The organism is Methylococcus sp. ANG, from assembly GCF_040730495.1.
Lineage (GTDB): Bacteria > Pseudomonadota > Gammaproteobacteria > Methylococcales > Methylococcaceae > Methylococcus.
This window is the reverse complement of record NZ_CP160399.1, coordinates 723955-741939: the sequence shown is the minus strand read 5'-3', so window position 1 is coordinate 741939 and position 17985 is coordinate 723955. Positions and strand designations below refer to the sequence as shown.

The following is a 17985-nucleotide window of genomic DNA, read 5'->3' as shown; positions in this document are numbered from 1 at the left end:
TCAAGGATTCTCCTGAATGAGGGGCCGATTCAGCTTCCGCCGGCCAGCTTGCCCGGATCGATCAGGGCGGTTTCCCAGCCGCCGCCGAGAGCCTTGTACAGCGACACCAGGTTGGCGGCCACGTTCGCCTGGCTCCTCACCAGATCGCTCTCGGCGGAGTAAACCGCCCGCTCGGAATCGAGCACGTTGAGAAACGAGGTGAGCCCGGAGCGGTAACGCTCCTTGGAGAGCTTCAGCGCCAGCCGGTTCGATTCCACCGCCTGCTCCAAGGCCGTCCTGCGATCCTTTTCCTGGGCGTAGGCGACCAGGGAGCCCTCCACGTCCTTCAAGGCACCGAGCACGGTGGATTGATACGCCAGGAAGCTCTGCTCCTGCTGGGCCTCCTTGGCGTCGATGTTGGCCTGGATCCTGCCCCAGTTGAATATCGGGGTGGTCAAGGTCCCGGCAGCCGACCAGGATTTGCTCAAGGCGGTGACGTCGGTGATCTTCATGTTCTGGAAGCCGAGGAAGGCGGCGATGTTGAACTTCGGATAGAGATCGGCCGTAGCGACGCCGACCTGCGCCGTGGCGGCGGCCAATTGCCGCTCGGCCAGCCGGATGTCGGGTCGGCGCCGCAGCAGCTCCGAGGGCAGGTCGAGCAGGATACGGTCGGGCGCCGACGGCACCGGCTGTTCGGGATCGAGCAGGGCCTGCAATGCGCCGGGGGTCTTGCCGAGGAGCAATTCGAGCTGGTGCATGGACTGCTTGCGGGCGGTTTCGTACACCGGCAACTGGGCCTGGGTCTGCGCGGCGAGGGCTTCGGCCTGAACCGCTTCCAGAGAGTCCGACAGGCCGGCCTGGTAGCGGATACGCATCAGCCGGGCGGTCTCGAGCTGGAGCTTGAGGTTGGCCTGGCTGACGTCCAGCAGGTGCTGGTTGCTGCGCATTTCGATGTAGGCGCGGGCGACGTCGCCCAGGAGAGTGACCAGGACTGCCCGGCTGTTTTCGACTTCGGCCTCGAGGTTGGCTTCCGCCGCTTCGATCGAGCGCCGGATGCCGCCGAACAGGTCGATCTCCCATTGGACGTCGAACCCGAGCTGGAAGATGTCGATGTTGTTGCCGAAACCGATGCCGCCGGGTTGTCCGCCCGCGCCGCTTTGGCCGGCATTGTTGAGGCGCCGGCTCAGGCTCTCCTTGTTGGAGACGATCGGCAGACCGTTCGCGATGGCGACCAGGCGCTGTTCGCGGGCAGCGCGGATGCGGGTGTAGGTTTGCTTGAGATCCAGATTGGCGACCATCGCCTCCCGGATCAGCCGGTTCAGTACCGGATCGCCGAAGGCTTTCCACCAATCCGCACCGACCGCTTCCGACGGGGCCGCCGCCGGCGGCCTGGCTTCGTGCCAGCGGTCCGGCATCGCCGTGTCGGGGCGTTGATAGTCCGGACCCACCGGCGAACAGGCGGTAAACACCGCGCCGAGCAAGCATGCAAAGAGGCGCGGGACACGGCGCGGCGCCTCGCCCCGGGCGCGCTGTCCTGTGCGAACCAGCTCTGCGGATTGCGGCACGCGTTCGCGGCTCGAATTGTGATAGTCCGGCTGATTCAAGAAATTCATTCGGGTAATTCAAACGTATGTTTGAATCGAAGATACGAAACAAGTGTTTGGATGTCAACCGGAATATTTCGCTTTGTGCTTGGCGGCCATTTTCGCGGCGGGATGGACGATCCGGCGGCGGCTGGCGGAAAATGGCCTCCAATGACCCGCACACAACGCACGTCGATCGTCCGAACCCTGCAATCCGGCTTGCCCCAGCTGCTTGCCGTTTATGCATTCGGCAGCCGTATCCGCGGCGATGCGCGGCCCGACAGCGACCTCGACCTGGCTGTGCTGGTGGCGGGCTACGCCGACGCCGCCATTCCGAACATCGCCGTGCACGATGACCGGAGCCTGCAGTTGCCCATCACCATCACCATCAGCGTCATCGAGAAACATCTGGACGAATTTCTGCAGTTCAGCCGCGCGCTGTTCCTGCGCGACGCGGCCAGGTGATGCGCATCTTTCGACGTTCCTCCGTCGCCGCACTGATCGCCAGCCTGGTGCTGGAGGCCGCGTCCGCTCAGGCGGGCCCGAGTTTCGGCGGACAGGTGTCGGCGGTGCTGGACGGCGACTCCATCACCGTCGTGGATGCCGGCCAGCGCGAAGTTCAAGTGCGGCTGGTGCAGATCGACGCACCGGAATTTGGACAGGCGGACTGGCAGGCGTCCAGACAATCGCTGTCCGAACTGCTGCTGGGAAGGACGGTGACCGTGGAGGGGGTGGACGCGGACCGGTACGGCCGCGTGGTGGGCCGGGTGTGGAGGGATGGGACCGACGCCAGCCTGGAGCAGGTCCGGCGCGGAATGGCCTGGGTGTACCGGCAGTACGCCGCCGATCAGGCTTATTTCCGTGCCGAAGAGGATGCACGGAAGGAAAGGCGGGGACTTTGGTCGCGGCCTCACCCGGTTCCACCGTGGCGGTTCCGCCATCGGGCGGAAACCGGCGCCTCCCGGTTCCAGCGTTCTCCCTCGAAAAGCACCGCCAAATGCGGCGCCAAGCGCCGTTGCGCCGAGATGGTTTCCTGCGAGGAGGCGCGTTTCTATCTGCTGCGCTGCGGTGTCAAGAGTCTGGACCGGGACGGCGACGGCATTCCCTGTGAAGAGCTGTGCTGAATGGAACTGGTTCACGCCGACGCCGCATTGCTGGTGCTTTCCAAGCCCAGCGGCCTGCTCTCGGTACCGGGGCGCGGCCCCGACAAGCAGGACTGCCTGAGCGGACGGGCTCAGGCCAGGTTTCCCGACGCCCTCATCGTGCATCGCCTCGACATGGCCACTTCGGGCCTGATGGCCATGGCGCGCGGACCGGCGGCGCAGCGCATCCTGAGCCGGGCCTTCGCCTGCCGGGAAGTGGTCAAACGTTACGAAGCGGTGGTGCTCGGCATTCTGAGCACGCGGCCGGACGCCGAGGACGGCTGGAGCAGCATCGATCTTCCCCTGGTCCTCGACTGGCCCAATCGGCCGCTGCAAAAGGTGGATCCTTTGCACGGCAAGCCCAGCCTCACCCGCTGGCGAATCCTGGGCCATGAAACCGATGCCACCCGCGTCGAACTCGAACCCGTCACCGGGCGCTCCCACCAGCTGCGGGTCCATCTCGCCGCTTTGGGGCATCCCATGCTCGGCGATCCGCTGTACGGGCACGAAGCGGCGAAATCCCGGGCCGGCAGGCTGCTGCTGCACGCCAAGGGTCTGGGACTCCACCATCCGGTGAGCGGCGAATGGCTCGAATTCGAAAGCCCGGTGCCGTTTTGATGGGGACTCGGCAGGATTGACACCGACCCCGCGAGGGAAAGACCAAGAAGACCGGCCGCCAGCCTTCTAAGCCGAACTTTCCTCCACTGGGATAGGTTGTGGCTGGTTTGTCGCCAAACAGATGTTTTCAGACAGATCAATGCCCGCTTGCGGCCAATTGCGGACCTCGACGCTTCTGCTCTAAGCGGCAGCAGTGGAATGCATATCTGTCGTTCGCGTTGGCCCCAGAAGCTTGACTGCAACCTGTCTTAGTTCCCGCAAAATCCCGTTCTCCTCGATGGAATGTTGGAATGTGAGAACAGACCCCGCTTGTCCTCGTGTCCTCGCGCGATCGCTGAAGAAGTCGCATCTGCCAAGCTGGGATCCGCAGACCGGAGATGAGACCGAAGACGAGAACTGACGGCTGCCCCGCTTGCGTTGTCGGGCGGGGTGGGCTGTACCCATGATGATGGATAGGAAATCCTACGGGATTAATCGCCCATTTCGACCGAATGTTGCGCTTCGGGTGAAATGCCCTCACAAGTGCTACGAGACGGCAGAGTCGCTCGCGAGCTGCGCGTTCTTCGCCGCCGTAATCCCGGCCAGGCGCGCGGCCGCGATCTCTCCGATCCGCACACTTCGAACCGATTGATCGCGGCGATCGTCAGTCCGGTGGCGTACGGGCAAGCCCAGCGACAACCCAGTCGCCTCCGTCCGCGTTCACGCTCAGCCCAACTCGCGGCGCCGGTCGTCCGGGCGGGATGACGACAAACTTCGCGATCGACACATCAAAGGCGACTGGGGTTTTCGAATCCGCCATACTTGCCCGCGGAATGACAAACGCAACCACTGCTGACCCGACGGTGACCGCGGTTCGGGCGACGGCGTTACTCAGTCCGCTGAAAAGACTGCCGAGCGCGCCTTCCCCTCCAGCAGCGACCGTTCCGCCAACGCGAACCACGAGCCCGATCACACCTGCCGCCAGCGGGAGAGCTTCCACCACCAACCATCCCGCCGCAATCGCACCGGGTATTCCTACGGTTGCGATCAGCATCGTGAGCGCAGTTCTCTGCAGCGCCTGAACAGGGTCCGCCTTCACTTGCATCACCGCGATTTGGTTCGCGACGATGCCGGGTCCGAAGATGGCGTTGAACACCGCGCTGTTCAGCAGAATCGCGACCGAACTGCCGTCGAGAACCGTCTGTGCACAGATGCTGCGGATGCTTCTGATAAACTCCGGAAGCAATGGACCGAGCTGCGGGATGCAACCGTCCGGCGTCAGCACGGGAGGCTTGTATTTTGGTGGAGGAAGGTTGTTCGGCGGCTTGGCGCCCGGCAAAGGCTGCGGCTGGCCCACCGCGAAATAGTCTTTTACGATCTGCTGGCGAAGAGCCCAGGCAAAGTAGGGGATCAAGCTCGAGACTTCCGAGCCATTGATCCGCCACTTGTACAGCACCGCCCCCGGACGCCCCTGGTACGCAATCAGTTCCGCTTTATTGCCGTTGCCTTCGAGCCGATAGACGACACCGCCGCCGCCGAATAGATTGGTGGTGCTGTACGACGTTCCGGGCCGCCACTGCGAGCCACAGGCAACCTTCGCGAACTTTGCGTAGCGAGACGCCTCCTTTACGGCATTGTCCTCGAGGCGTTCGGGCTTGATCTCCCAGATCTCTCCGGTCGCGATCGACACGATATCGGCGAAACCGGTCTGGCCGCTGGTCGACTTGCTGGAGCCGGGGATCGCGAATTCAGCGCGCGCATCGCGCTGCACTTGCACCAGGAAGTCGAACTGCACCACGAGGTGCTCGACAGTACCGTGGCGCTCGAGGAGCGCGACGAAATCTGGTGAGCGCCACCAGGCGATGCCGCCACAGCTCACGCCAATCCCTCGCTCACGACTTTGCCGCCCGGCCTCGACGTCACCATGTTTTCAAGCGATCGTCGCAAGGTTCGAGGTGATCGCGATGTCCGTACCCGACGATGGTGTGTACTCGAACCACTCGGCGATGAGCGCGCCTTTGTCGCCGGGCTGCAGAACCGGGAGCGGCGTGGTCGCGCCGGTGTGTGCGTGAACGACTTTGTCGACGACGATGTGCGTCGGGTCCGGTATCTCCGTGATGAAGGCGACTTCCTGGACATGACGACTGTCCTCGGCGTCGAGAACGACCTGCAGGCCAACGACGAATCCCGTGCTACTGGCGACTGCAATGTTCACGCCGGAGCCAGGAGCGATATTCTCGTCGCATGTCGTGTACACGGCATCGTGCAGACGGACCGCCGACCGGGCAGGGTTAGCGGGCGGAATGCCCGGATAGTTGCGATCGTCGTAGGCCGCGATCTCCTGCGCGATCGACAGATACGGACCGGTGGTCGCCGGAGCAATGTCCGCGTCGATCGAGCCGTCCTGCACGAATTTCATCCACTTCGCCTCCCAGCCTTTGCGAACGGTGAGCACGACGCGCGCGCTGCCGGCACGGAGAAACGCCTGGCGTGTGGCATCGGGATGACGCAAACCGCGGATGAACGGCCAGCTCTGTGGAACGTCCCAGAAGTACGAATACAGAAAGCTGACGACGTTCTCCCACTCGATCGCCTGGTTGATGAAGCGAACCATCTCCTCGTGTTGACGCAGAATGGTCCACTGGCTCAGGTTGAGACCTGATAAGCTCGCGTCGTCGAAGGCGATTCCGTGTGCCAGATCCATGGCCTCGGCCTGGAAGGCTTTCTGGACCGGATCGGGCATCAGGTCGAAGTCGGTGCCGAGAACGAACTTCAGCACGTTCTTCATAATCTCGTCGCTTTCCTCGCGGCGCAGCGTGAGGGTGTCGACGTTCGCCAACCGCTCCTCGATGGCGCCGATCCGAGCGGCGATTTCCTGCTGCTGAGCGAAATGCCGGGCCTGGGCGGCGTTGTAGAGGGCGGTCCACACCTCCGCTTGCCACAGCTCGATCGTCTCGGGCGCGATTTCCAGATCGACTTTCAAACTGATCGCCGGAGAATCCGAGTGCCACATCCAGAAGAGAACATTCTGCTCGCCGGTCGCGCCCTTCAGATAGTCGCTGCCGTCGTTCGCGAACACCTTGGCGTCATGGAGCTCGAGGTTGTTCTCGTCCTCCCACGTAGGCTCGTTCCTGGCGCCGATGACACGTAGCCAAGGCCACTCGCCGTCGTTGTTCCCGATCAGAGCACTTACATACAAGGCTTTCACGCGAGTTCCTGCCGGAACGTTGAAGGGAAGCCCCATGTAGCTCCAGCTCCGGTTGCCCGCACCTGTGATGTTCTTGATGATCGGCGCGGGATTGGCAGGGTACGGCCGGACTGCGGCCCCGTATCGCTCGGCGAGCCAGATGTACTTCGGTTTGGCTTGAGGGCCCGGCGGTGCCGGGTTCCACTTCTGATCGACGACCGCCGGACTGATTTCGGTGTAGCTGAGGTTGAACACGAACGGGCCGAGTTGACTTCGGAGCGTCTCGAGCTCAACGTAGGCGCGCCGCATCGACGCGCCCGGTTCAGGGATCACCATGTCGTAGGTCAAGCGAAGTCCAAAGCGATACAAGCGCACCCGCCACTTCCGCATTAGGCTAAAGTAATCGATCCGGATTGCGTCGGTCGGGCTCGTGTTCTTCAGCATTCGCGTCGACGTCTCCGAGGCGCCGGTGACCGTTGTCGTCGAAATCGTCGTTTTGTGCTCCCGGCGCGATCGGGATGACGCCTTTTCCGTGATCGACGTCGCGTGTTTGATGCTGTCGGTTGCCGACTGCGATGTCGAGTCTTGGACGCTGAACCCTGTCGTCGTGGACCCGCTGATGATCGGGATACCTCCCTGCACGGTCGCTGTGATGTTGAACTGCGTCGCATGCTGATTCTGCGACGTCGTCGACTGCGACAAATCGGTGTTATCGGTGACGCCGGTTTCGCTCGTTTGCTCGAGCGAATCGGTCACGATGGTCGTGAACTCCTGGGATGTGACCGACCACTCCTTGTGCGTTACCGCGGTCTCTTCGTCAGGCGCGAGCGGAATGGTGGCGACGAGCTCGCCGCGTTCGATTCCGGCGGGCACCATCTCGATGCGTTCGAGGTTCAGCATGCCGATCGGCTGAGCTGCCGTGTAGGTGTCGAACGCACGTGCGGCGACTACGGCTGCGTTCAGCGCCTGCATCATCCTGCCGAGCGTCTCGTCTGGCAGGCGGTTGGCCTGGGCTGTTCTGACGCGTTCCGCCCTCAACGCGACGAGTGCTTTGGCGAACTGGGCGAGCTCGCCTGCCGGCGCGGCAGTGATCGCGGAAATTCCCGGTCGCAAGGCTGGAACGAGAGGGGCCTCGAACGAGCGAATGAGCCCAAGCGTCGCGTCGGAGACTCGCCGCACCTCTCCGCTCTGCGGCGACACGCGAGCGGGAATCTCGAGATGCTCTCGCACCGCATCCGTCTCGCCACGAGCGATCCCGAGGGTATTCACCATAGCCATCTTGAACAGCCCATGAGAATTGTTGGCTGATTCGGGAACCTTGAGCGGAACGAGCGTCCCCTTCAAGACTTGCCGTGCGGAATTCTCGAGTGGATCCATGGTGCTCCTTCAACGGCCGGAGGATAGGAAGAGGAAATCCAACGGGCGGAATCGCCCATTTCGGCCGAATGATGCGGTGGGGAGGAAATGCCGTCAAGCGATTGTGCAACCCCAAAATCCGCGACAGTAAATTTGAGCGGCCGCCTCCGGCCCTGTTTGGGGCGTCTTTTTGCGCTCGGGCGTGAGGCCCATGCGCAGAACGTGGACTATCGGGCGTGTTAGCCCCTATTGGCGGAGCGAAATGGTCGTCAGCCCAAATTTCCGACAGACCCCACTCGCGGGGGGCTTCTGAACCCCTGAGAGGGAGGGCCGGTCCGGACGACCAGGCTACGTCTCCCCTTCATTCGCCAGGAGCCAACACTGCATCCGAATGTGCTCGAACAGTTCGATGACGTTGTCGCGAACTTTGAGCATCATCCGGCCGGCATGGCGCACTAGCTTGCCGGCGATCTGGTAGAGGCGCCAGCGTAAGGTCTGTACCTGGTGTTGCCGCCACTCCTTTTTCAAGACCCAGCGCTTGAAGCCCTGGCACAGGTTGTAGGCCAACACGCCCAGGCGGAAGAACACGGCATTGGCGGTGAGTTGGCCACAGGGCATCCGTTCCATGCCGAAACCGAGTTTGAGTTCCTTGATCCGGTAATCATGCGGTATGTCCCTATACCGCACCCTTCGGGCGCTGCGCGTGCAAATCGGCAATCCTACCGATTTGTCGCTGGTTTCGCCCCGCTGGGCGTACCATTCCAGCGTGTCGGCGGCGCTTTCGATGCGGTTGCTGGCCACCGCCGTGTAGCGGTAACACGGCGCATTTGCGTCGAACAAATCGCCTGGCGGGGGGCGACGGATTACGATCAGACGGAAGGCTTTGTTCGTCTTGGCCAGGCTGTGCACGGTCTCGGCGATCTCGGCATCACGCCATTTGACCCAGGCCGCTTCGGGAATCTCGGCGATGACCGCTTTCACCGTCGCGTCCAGGTCCGCGCCAATGGCAAAGTGTTGCTTCTGCTCTTCACACGCATTGAAGATCGCTGCCTGATAGGCTGCACTGTCGGCCCGCACCGCCACGATCCGCTTGCCTTCGGGCATCTGCTGCTCACAATAACGGATGAATTCCAGATTGCCCGAAGCCGGCGCCGCATTGCCGTCGCGAAACGCCTCCCCCACGATCAGGCCGTTCTCCGCCAAGGTGCCCACCCGGGGCAGGTAACCTTTCTCTCCCTTGTAGGTCCACTTCGCCGCCTCTTTCTCGGCCACGATCTGCGTCGCATCAATATCCAGCGTGTATTCACGGCGCGACTCTTTCCTGAGCAACTTTTGCAGCAGCCGACGCTGCACCCGCGTTAAGCCGGCCAGTCCTTCGCCCGCCCCTATCCGCCGCAACCAGTCCCCCGCCGCATCGCTACTCGGTAACGCCGTCAGGTTCAGCAGCGTCCGCAAGCCCTCGTCACCACGTAACATCCGCAAGTCCTCCAGCGATCGCCCCCCGCCTTGCAGCATCAGCACCAACGATACCCCATAGACTGATGGCTTATAGCCCAAGGATTCAACGGTCCGGGCAACTCCCGGTCGAGTTGACTCGGCAAACCCATGGCCTGCAGGTACTCACCAAACAAAATCAACCCCGCCTGCGCCGTAATCGTGTCCTGAGTCGTCTCCAGCTTGAAGGGCAGTACCGTCTGTGACACCAGGCCCGCAAACCCTCCTGGGTGATGAGAAAAACGTCTCTAACAACGCTATCTTACTCATCCAGCGAGGTTTTTTGTTGCTCAAAAAATTCCGTCGCGGTTTTTGGGGCAACCTGAAAACGAGGTTGCAAGCGGGGATGCGCGAAAGCGTGATGCTTGGGGTGCCACAGAGGTGCCGGGACGCGGCCGAACCTGGCTGTCAGGTAAAGCGGTTCCGGTCGGCCCCTCAATAGCGGGGCGGGCTGGCGCGCGAATTACCAGCTTATGGTCTGATCGTATTCAAAGTCCGGGACCGGCTCGCCCGGTTCCGGATCGTTGGCAGAGTTTTGATCCCAATCGAAGGCGTCCTCAACCGGAGGGATCCGGCCGGTGAAATCGGCGGCAGGGCGGTCGGCTCGCCGATGTGGGCGACGATATGCCGGACCGGTTCCGGCTCGGCGACACAGGCAATGAGGTCGCATGCCCCCCACATTCCGGGCAGATCAAGGGCAGGACTTGGCCAGTGAGCGGCCATTCGATGGGGAAGGCCCGACTGTCGCCTCTGGGCACACTACGGACGATCGACAGGCTTAAATGACAAGACTGCTTGTTCTTCCTCAGACTGCGGACTAGCCCGGATGTTTCATAAAAATGCCCCCTGCGCCCGATAGCTTGGCCAGCTGCCTATTTTTTTAGTCCACCGAACTGACCTACGCCCCCCATGAGGCATGGGCAGCCCCTCGACCTGCCTCTTTTCGCGGGGGTGGTGGCCGGAATCCAGACACTGGACGCAATCAACCCTCCGAGTCCTGCCGGATCCTCCTCGGTTGAGGGTGACGGCGCGCTTCAGGCCATGGCCGGTGGTCGGACGAGATAGAGTATCTCGGTGACCCGGTGCAACAGCGCCTTCACCGGACAGGCGCTCGGCAAGTGCAACTTGATCCGGTCCTTGTACTGCACCACCCGCACCGCCAGCTTGAACAGCTTCAGGATGAGGGTCATGGGCTGCGCCTTGGCCAGTTCGGTGTGGCACAGGGTGTGCTCCCGCAGGCTGTGGATCAGGCTGTAGGCGGCACAGGCATAGAACAGGCGCAGGTGGTTGGCGAGGAAGGCATGGTCGGCGGTGCGATCACTGGCCAGATCGTTCTTCACCGCCTTGATGAAGTTCTCGTCCTGGCCGCGTGCGCAGTACAGATCCCGGTACAGCGCCTCCGGCGTCGGGTCGGCGAGCGAGGTCACGACGAAGCGCGGGTTGTCCCCCAGGCCCATGACCTCGGCCTTGAGCACCACCCGATAGGCCTTGGGCCAGGAACCGGCCTGGTAGGCCACCTCGTCATACAAACGGGTCGCCGCCGGCTCGGGCTGTTCGGCGCGGCGAGCGAAATCACAGCGTTGCGCATGCAAGGCGCGCGTCTTGGCAAGCAGCGGCTCGGCCTTGGGCGTCAGCACCTGGTTGCCGGCCAGGCCGAAGAGGAAATCCATCCGTGCATCGGCTTCGCACAGGGCCATCAACTCCGGGTTGGCGAAATGGCCATCCCCGCGCAGGACGAGGTGGGTATCCGGCCAGGCCTGGCGCAGGCGGCGCACGACCCGCTGGAGGATGGCGGCGTTCTCGCGCCCGGTGGGGCGTTTGCCGGGCCGCAGCACGGCGGTGATGAACTTGCCGGAGAGGCCCTCGAACAAGAACAGCGGCAGATAGCAGTGGCTGCCGTAGTGGTGATTGTAGAAGGCCAGTTCCTGCTGCCCGTGGGTGCGGTCTTCGGAGTGGTCCATGTCCAAGACGATGACCGCGGGCGGGGTGGTGTAGCTGGCGATGAAGGCATCGACGAAGGCGCGGGCCAGGCGGTAGATGTCCTTGCGGGAGACTCCGTTCTCCAAGCGCGAGAAGGTGGGGCCGGAAGCCAGGGCGTTGTCGGCATCCAACGGCGCCCGCTCGGCCGCCAGCTTGAACACGGGATCGTGGCGCAGGCTGTTGGCGTCGTTGCCGTCGGCATAGCCGCAGGCGGTCTGGAAGATGCGCTGACGCAGGAGGTCGGCCAAGCTGTGGGCGATGTAGGAAGGGTGCCGGCGATCCTGAATGGCCGAGGCCAGACGGGCGATCAATCCGGTCTGCCGATCCACGCCCTGCAGGAGGAGGGCGCCGAAGTCGCTGGACACCGCGCCGCCTTCGAAGTCGGCACGGACGGTGAAGCCGGCGACGGTGGGAAAACGGAGCTGGGTCGGGATAGAATCACTCATTGGGCGGTCTCGTTTAGGCTTCGTACGAAGCGTTATTGGCGCAACTCCAATTATATCAATTGGTTAAGCGAGATTCGCCCACTTTCTTGAAATATCCGGGCTAGATCAACCCGCCCATCAAGGGGTCGCTGATGCTGTCCTTGCCGGTTTCGACATGGCCGGCGAGTCGATATTCGAAGCCGGCGTCGCCTTCGACGGTGACGATCAGGTCGTACCACCCGGAGAACAGACCGAGCGACCAGCGCCTCGACCTGCCGACGCCGTTCTGCAGTTCGAGCACCGTGAACCTGCCGGTGTACTTGTCCAGGATGCGGACCTTGGCCTTTCCGTTTGCGAGGTTGGCGATGTTCAGGGTGATACCGTTTTTCACCTTGTCGTAGCTGGCTTTGATGTCCAGATTGGCCGGGCCATTTGGGCTACCTTTGAAGGACCGGAAAAAGCCGTTCGGGCCGTAAACCGACAGGTCGTAGCCAGCCGAGGTGCTCCAGCTGCCGGAGAGCGATTTGGAGGGTTCGACGGTGTACGTTCTAGGCATTTCCTGGTTGTTCCGCGAACGTACTTGAAAGACGGCGCCAGCCGTACCGGCGTTATCGAAATCGATCCGGAACGCATTGTCGATGCGAGCGCCATGGGCATTGAGTGCGTAGGGCAGAGCGCGCGCCCGACGGATACCGGTCTCCTGGACAGGCAGCGTCTGATTGACGGGCGGGGTCGGTACCTCTTTCGAGTAGGCGTCCTTGTTCAGGTCGGTCGGCAGATAGGTGCCGGTGGCCGGCAGCCTGACCTTCCAGGCGTTGGGTCTCTTGAAGTCGAAGGCGCTGGTGAGATCGCCCACCACCGCACGTCGCCACGGGGTGATATTGGGTTCGATCAGGTCGGGATGCTCGTCCGCGAAGCGTGCCTCGATGAAGCGGATCAAGGAGGTATGGTCGAACACCTCCGAGTTCACCCAGCCCCCCTTGCTCCACGGGGAAATAACCAGCATCGGCACGCGCATTCCCAGGCCGTAAGGGGCCGACGGGGGATTCCTGGGATCGGCGGGGTTGCCCGGAAAGATTTCATTGATGGTGTCGACGGTGGACAGGCCCTGGCCGTCGTTCATCGGCGGGGTCGGCGGAACCATATGGTCGAAGTAGCCGCCTTCCTCGTCGAAATTGATGATGAAGACGGTCTTGCTCCAAACCTCCGGGTTGGCAACCAGAATGTCCATGATCCGGGAGATGTACCACGCACCCCAGTTGGCCGGCCAGATCGGATGTTCGCCATAGGCCTCGGGCGCGGCGATCCAGGAAACCTGAGGCAGATTGCCCGACATGACGTCCGCGCGGAAGTCCTCCAGCAGCATCAGCGGATCCTTGCCGTGCGCCTTGATTTCCGTTCCGGTCTTGGCGCGATCCGCCAGCGGATTGCCGGGCTGCGCGTTCTGGTATTGATGGAAATACAGCAGGGAGTTGTCGCCGTAGTTGCCGATGAACGGATCGGAAGTCCAGCCCCACCAGTTGCCGTTGTCCGCGTTCAGACCGTCGCCGATGTCCTGATATACCTTCCAGGTAATGCCGGCGTCCTGCAGCCGCTCCGGATAGGTGTGCCAATCGTAGCCGGCCTCGTCGTTGAAGATCACCGGGCCGCCGCCCTGGCCGTCGTTGCCGCACCAGCCGGTCCACATGTAATAGCGGTTGGCATCGGTTCCGCCCATCAGGGAGCAATGGTAGGCGTCGCAGATGGTAAAGGCGTCCGCCAGGGCGTAGTGGTAGGGGATGTCCTTGCGGCCCAGGTAGGTCATGGCGGCGACCCCCTTGTTCGGCACCCACTGGTCGTAATTGCCCCAGTTCCAGGCGGCATGGGTGTTGTTCCAGCTGTGGGGCGGATCCGGCGAGAACCACAGGCCAGCGTTTTCGACGTCCGGGCGGAACGGCAGGAGATAGCCGGTTCCATTGGGCTGATGCCAGACCGGCTTGCCGTTCGGCAGCATCACCGCCCTGGGATCGGCGAAGCCCCGTACGCCTCGCATCGCGCCGAAATAGTGATCGAAAGAGCGGTTTTCCTGCGTCAGGATGACGATGTGTTCCACGTCCTTGATGGTGCCCGTGCGATTGTTGGCGGGAATCTCCAAGGCGCGGGCGATGCTGGTCGGCATCGCTGTAGCCATTGCGCCCGAACCCATCAACTTGAGGAATGTACGACGATCGGTATCGCCCATGGGTTGCCTCTGTCTGGATTTGTTATTTAGCCACGCCCAATGTCCTAAGCCTCATTCCGATGTGGCTGCCGAATCGTCAGGCAATACAGGCAGGCCGATTACGGGTCTGGAAGATTTTGGGCAGATACAAAATTGTAGGTCGCCAAAAATGTCAACTGTGAAACAGGCTGATTAACGATTCGTTACAGCATTTCCTTGGGGTCGACATTCTCAACGTGCCTGGGGAAGGGAGGATCGCAAGATGGCTGACGGTTTCGACAGGGGCTCGGAGCCGAACATTGCTGACACCACGCTGTCAGGAACCGGCCCTTACCATGCAGCCTCCCGACCAACTCCAAGGAGACCACAGATATGAGCAACGTAGCGAACTGGTTCGAAATCCCGGTGAAAGACCTGGCGCGTGCCAAGGCTTTTTACGGGGACGTCTTGCAAACGACGTTCAAGGACGAGGAAATGGGTGGTTACCAGATGGCGATCTTCGCTTATGAAGGCCAGGCGGTCAGCGGCATGCTGATAGCGGGCGAGCATTACGAGCCCAGCCAGACCGGCGCGGTCGTCTATCTCAACGGCGGGGAGGACTTGAGCCAGCCGCTGCAGCGCGCGGTCGAGCACGGCGGCAGCGTGCTGGTGCCGAAAACGCCGATCCATGACGGCGACTGCGGCTACTTCGCGCAATTCCTGGACAGCGAAGGCAACCGCGTCGGCTTATACTCACCGGCTTGAACCTTGCCGAGACGGGCGGCCGAGCGCACCTTGGCCGCCTGCCCACCCGATGCGACGCGCCGACCGCCTGTTTCAGATCGTCCAAATCCTGCGCAACAAGCGCTTGGTCACAGCAAGAGCGCTGGCCGAACGGCTGGAGGTCTCCGAGCGCACGATCTACCGCGACATCCAGGATATCAGCCTGTCGGGCATTCCCGTCGAAGGGGAGGCGGGTGTCGGCTACACCTTGCGCCATGCCATCGACATACCGCCCATCATGTTCACCGCAGCAGAACTGGAGGCGCTGGCGGTCGGGGCCAGGATGGTGAAGTCCTGGGCCGGAACCGAACTGGGCCATTCCGCGCAATCGGTGCTCGACAAGGTGACGGCCGTCGTCCCCGCCGAACTGAAGGCCAACATCGAGCGCAGCAAGCTGTTTTCCTTGCGCTTCGGCGAACGCGAGGACATCGACGTGACGCTCGACATCTGCCGGAAAGCCATCGATCTGAAGCGTTTCCTGTATTTCGGCTATTGCCGTGCGGACGGCGAACAAAGCCGGCGCCGCATCCGTCCTTTGGGCCTCTATTTCTGGGGGAACGTCTGGTCCTTGGCTGGTTGGTGCGAATTGCGGGAGGATTTCCGCAATTTCCGGCTCGACCGCATGCAGGCCATACTGATGGAAAACGAGTCCTTCGAAGACGGGGCGGGGCAAAGCCTACAGGACTTCATCAAGCGGATGACCTGCAATTCGTGACTCCAACGCGGTTTCGGGGGGCGAGAGTGCGCGGAGAATTGCAGAATCCAAAGGCGGAATCGTGATGAGTGGAGATTTGGCCGACGGGATACGCGGTACGATCGAAGCCATCTATCGTCAGGAATCGCGCCGCGTTTTCGCCACGCTGGTGCGCCTGCTCGGCGACTTCGACCTTGCCGAAGAAGCGCTGCACGACGCCTTTCGGGCGGCACTGGAACAATGGCCGCGGGTTGGCGTCCCCGCGAATCCCAGGGCCTGGCTGGTGTCCACCGGACGCTTCAAGGCCTTCGACGGCATGCGCCGCCTCTCCCGTTTCGAGGCGCTGCCGGACGAGGTCGCCGAGCAGCTCGCGGACGACCTGGCCGATCCGGCCGGCCTCGATGGCGAGACCCTTGAGGACGACCGTCTGCGGCTGATCTTCACCTGCTGCCATCCCGCGCTCTCGCCCGACGCGCAGGTCGCACTGACCCTGCGCGAAGTGTGCGGCCTGACCACCGAAGAGATTGCGCGCGCCTTTCTCACCGCCGCTCCCACGCTCGCCCAGCGCATCGTACGGGCCAAGGCGAAGATCCGCGATGCCCGCATTCCTTACCAGGCTCCCGCGCGCGAGGACCTTCCGGTCCGGCTGGATGCCGTGCTGCGCGTCGTCTATCTCGTGTTCAACGAAGGTTATTCGGCGTCGTTCGGCAACGCTCTCATGCGGCACGATCTTTCGACCGAAGCAATCCGCCTGGGGCGGCTGCTGATCGAACTATTGCCCGATCCGGAAGCACTGGGCTTGCTGGCGCTGATGCTGCTCCACGAATCCAGGCGCTCGGCGCGCAGCTCGCCCGAGGGCGAACTGATCCTGCTCGACGAGCAGGACCGCACACTCTGGAACCGGGATCAGATCGCGGAAGGATTATCCCTGGTAAGCCGGGCTCTGGCATCGCGGTATGTCGGCCCCTACGCGCTGCAGGCGGCCATCGCCGCGGTGCATGCCGAAGCGCCGAGCGCCGCCGCTACCGACTGGGCGCAGATCACAGGCCTTTACGAATTGCTGCTGCGCGCCGAACCCTCGCCCGTGGTGGAACTGAACCACGCCGTGGCGGTGGCCATGCGAGACGGTCCGGCGGCAGGGCTGATGTTGGTCGACACGATCCTGGCTGACGGCGCATTGGCGGACTACCATCTGGCGCATGCGGCGCGAGCCGACCTGTGCCGGCGGCTCGGGCGCACCGCCGAGGCCCGGGCTGCATACCAGCATGCCCTCGCCCTCGCAAAACAGGACGCGGAGCGGCGGTTTCTGGAGCGGAGACTGCGCGAGTTACCGGACTGAAAGGGAAACCATGGAGAAAATCGATTTCAAGAAACGGCTTGCGCCGTTGTATCAGGCCTCGGCCGACGGGCCCGTCCAACTCGATGTGCCCGCACTGAATTTCCTCATGGCGGATGGGGAAGGGGACCCGAATACCTCACCGAGCTACGCCGAGGCGGTGGGAGCCTTGTTCGGGGTGGCCTATGCGGTGAAGTTCATGATCAAGAAAGGGCCGCTGGCGATCGATTACGCCGTCATGCCGCTGGAAGGACTGTGGTGGGCCGATGATCTGTCGGTGTTCGCAACGAAGGACAAGGCCCGTTGGAAATGGACGATGATGATCCTGCAGCCGCCGTTCGTCGGCCGGGAAACCGTAGACGACGCGATTGCGGAGGTGGCGAAGAAAAAGAAGCCGCCTGCGATATCAAGGTTGCGCCTGGAAACCCTGACGGAAGGCCGCTGCGCCCAAATCCTGCACGTCGGCCCATTCTCGGCGGAAGGGCCGACGATAGAAAAACTGCACGGCTTCATCGACGCCAACGGCGAAAAGGCCGGGAAACACCACGAAATCTATCTGAGCGATATCCGAAGGGCGGAGCCGGCGAAGTGGAGAACCATCATCAGGCAACCGATGCGGTGAGGGGCTTGAATACCACATCGCCTTCGGCGCTTCATGCGGGAGAGTCGGCCTTGCGGTACAGCCATCCCACCAGCACGCCGTAGAGGCAGAATTCGAGCAGCCCCGACAAGAACCACTCCGCTGCCAGCAAGGGCGGGAGCGGGTACAGCAGATATTGGTTCAGATCCACCAGGAGGCCGGAGAGAAGCCCAAAAGACAGTCCGTGGAAAAGCCCATCCCGAACTCCGCCGTTCCGCGCGCATCGAACGTAGCTCAGGACGAAGAACAGAGCGATTCCGGCCGTCAGCGCAAGCGATAAACCCAAGCTCCGCTCCGATGCCGGTCTGATGATCCCGCTGAGGGCACTGTTGGCATCCCGGAGAACCACGCCATGGATCAAGCCGTTCCAAGCCAGGGCAAACACGAAGACGGCGGCAGTGACGAGCAGGAGACGCATCGGATTCACTTTCATGGCTTACCTCAAAGTCGATCGGGTATGGCGTTCCGATATCGGCGATGCAGGCGACCTGCTCGGACGGACGGCGGCCATGGCTTCGCCGTTTTCACAGCCGGTCCATGGCGACGGGGCTCTGATTGCCCGCCCGCACGTTCTCCAGGATGGGGTCGCCTCAGAAAACGGAAAATAAAG

At 62.6% G+C, this 17985-nt stretch carries 14 protein-coding genes and 1 pseudogene; 8 read left to right on the top strand and 7 right to left on the bottom strand.

Features of this window, described 5'->3' with window-relative positions; genetic code table 11:
- Positions 1–29: 29 nt before the first annotated feature.
- Complete coding sequence (locus ABZN20_RS03515) at positions 30–1592, bottom strand: efflux transporter outer membrane subunit (protein WP_367026758.1); 1563 nt, start codon at positions 1590–1592, stop codon at positions 30–32.
- Positions 1593–1733: 141 nt separating this feature from the next.
- Between ABZN20_RS03515 and ABZN20_RS03510 the strand changes: the two genes are divergently transcribed.
- From ABZN20_RS03510 to ABZN20_RS03500, 3 genes are read left to right on the top strand one after another with little or no spacing between them, the layout of a single operon-like run.
- A complete protein-coding gene (locus ABZN20_RS03510) occupies positions 1734–2027 on the top strand; it encodes a nucleotidyltransferase domain-containing protein (RefSeq protein ID WP_367026757.1) in 294 nt (97 codons plus the stop codon).
- Positions 2027–2686, top strand: a complete 660-nt coding sequence (locus tag ABZN20_RS03505) for a thermonuclease family protein (protein ID WP_367026756.1) — start codon at positions 2027–2029, stop codon at positions 2684–2686. The genes ABZN20_RS03510 and ABZN20_RS03505 overlap by 1 nt, the downstream gene beginning before the upstream one ends.
- Entirely contained in the window at positions 2687–3322 is a 636-nt protein-coding gene (locus tag ABZN20_RS03500) for an RluA family pseudouridine synthase (protein ID WP_367026755.1), read from the top strand. It abuts the gene before it with no gap.
- Between the two features lie 643 nt (positions 3323–3965).
- On the opposite strand, the gene ABZN20_RS03495 is transcribed toward ABZN20_RS03500, so the two are convergent.
- The 5 genes and pseudogenes from ABZN20_RS03495 to ABZN20_RS03475 all read right to left on the bottom strand — a co-directional run bounded on the left by ABZN20_RS03495 (position 3966) and on the right by ABZN20_RS03475 (position 13964).
- The gene (locus ABZN20_RS03495; RefSeq protein ID WP_367026754.1) at positions 3966–5099 is read right to left on the bottom strand and encodes a hypothetical protein; all 1134 of its coding nucleotides are present in this window, start codon (positions 5097–5099) and stop codon (positions 3966–3968) included.
- Between the two features lie 132 nt (positions 5100–5231).
- The gene (locus tag ABZN20_RS03490) at positions 5232–7865 is read right to left on the bottom strand and encodes a hypothetical protein (protein ID WP_367026753.1); all 2634 of its coding nucleotides are present in this window, start codon (positions 7863–7865) and stop codon (positions 5232–5234) included.
- A 327-nt stretch (positions 7866–8192) separates the two neighbouring features.
- A pseudogene (locus tag ABZN20_RS03485) lies at positions 8193–9550 on the bottom strand (IS1380 family transposase).
- 822 nt (positions 9551–10372) lie between these two features.
- Entirely contained in the window at positions 10373–11764 is a 1392-nt protein-coding gene (locus tag ABZN20_RS03480) for an IS1380 family transposase (protein WP_367025178.1), read from the bottom strand.
- A 100-nt stretch (positions 11765–11864) separates the two neighbouring features.
- Positions 11865–13964 (bottom strand): phosphocholine-specific phospholipase C, encoded by a 2100-nt coding sequence (locus ABZN20_RS03475; RefSeq protein ID WP_423246426.1) that lies wholly within the window; start codon positions 13962–13964, stop codon positions 11865–11867.
- 351 nt (positions 13965–14315) lie between these two features.
- On the opposite strand from ABZN20_RS03475, the gene ABZN20_RS03470 reads away from it, so the two are divergent.
- From ABZN20_RS03470 to ABZN20_RS03455, 4 genes are all read left to right on the top strand, one after another.
- Positions 14316–14687: a VOC family protein gene (locus ABZN20_RS03470; protein WP_367026751.1), complete on the top strand. Its 372-nt coding sequence runs from the start codon at positions 14316–14318 to the stop codon at positions 14685–14687.
- Positions 14688–14736: 49 nt separating this feature from the next.
- On the top strand, positions 14737–15420 hold the full coding sequence (locus tag ABZN20_RS03465) for a helix-turn-helix transcriptional regulator (protein ID WP_367026750.1): 684 nt from the start codon (positions 14737–14739) through the stop codon (positions 15418–15420).
- Between the two features lie 64 nt (positions 15421–15484).
- A complete protein-coding gene (locus ABZN20_RS03460; RefSeq protein ID WP_367026749.1) occupies positions 15485–16738 on the top strand; it encodes an RNA polymerase sigma factor in 1254 nt (417 codons plus the stop codon).
- Positions 16739–16748: 10 nt separating this feature from the next.
- Positions 16749–17357 carry a GyrI-like domain-containing protein gene (locus ABZN20_RS03455; RefSeq protein WP_218806919.1) on the top strand — a complete coding sequence of 203 codons (609 nt, stop codon included), beginning with the start codon at positions 16749–16751 and terminating at the stop codon, positions 17355–17357.
- Positions 17358–17388: 31 nt separating this feature from the next.
- On the opposite strand, the gene ABZN20_RS03450 is transcribed toward ABZN20_RS03455, so the two are convergent.
- Positions 17389–17808, bottom strand: a complete 420-nt coding sequence (locus ABZN20_RS03450; protein ID WP_218806920.1) for a hypothetical protein — start codon at positions 17806–17808, stop codon at positions 17389–17391.
- Here ABZN20_RS03450 and ABZN20_RS03445 point away from each other — a divergent pair.
- Positions 17807–17983 carry a hypothetical protein gene (locus ABZN20_RS03445; protein WP_367026748.1) on the top strand — a complete coding sequence of 59 codons (177 nt, stop codon included), beginning with the start codon at positions 17807–17809 and terminating at the stop codon, positions 17981–17983. The two genes, ABZN20_RS03450 and ABZN20_RS03445, sit on opposite strands and share 2 nt — an antisense overlap.
- The last annotated feature ends 2 nt before the right edge of the window (positions 17984–17985 follow it).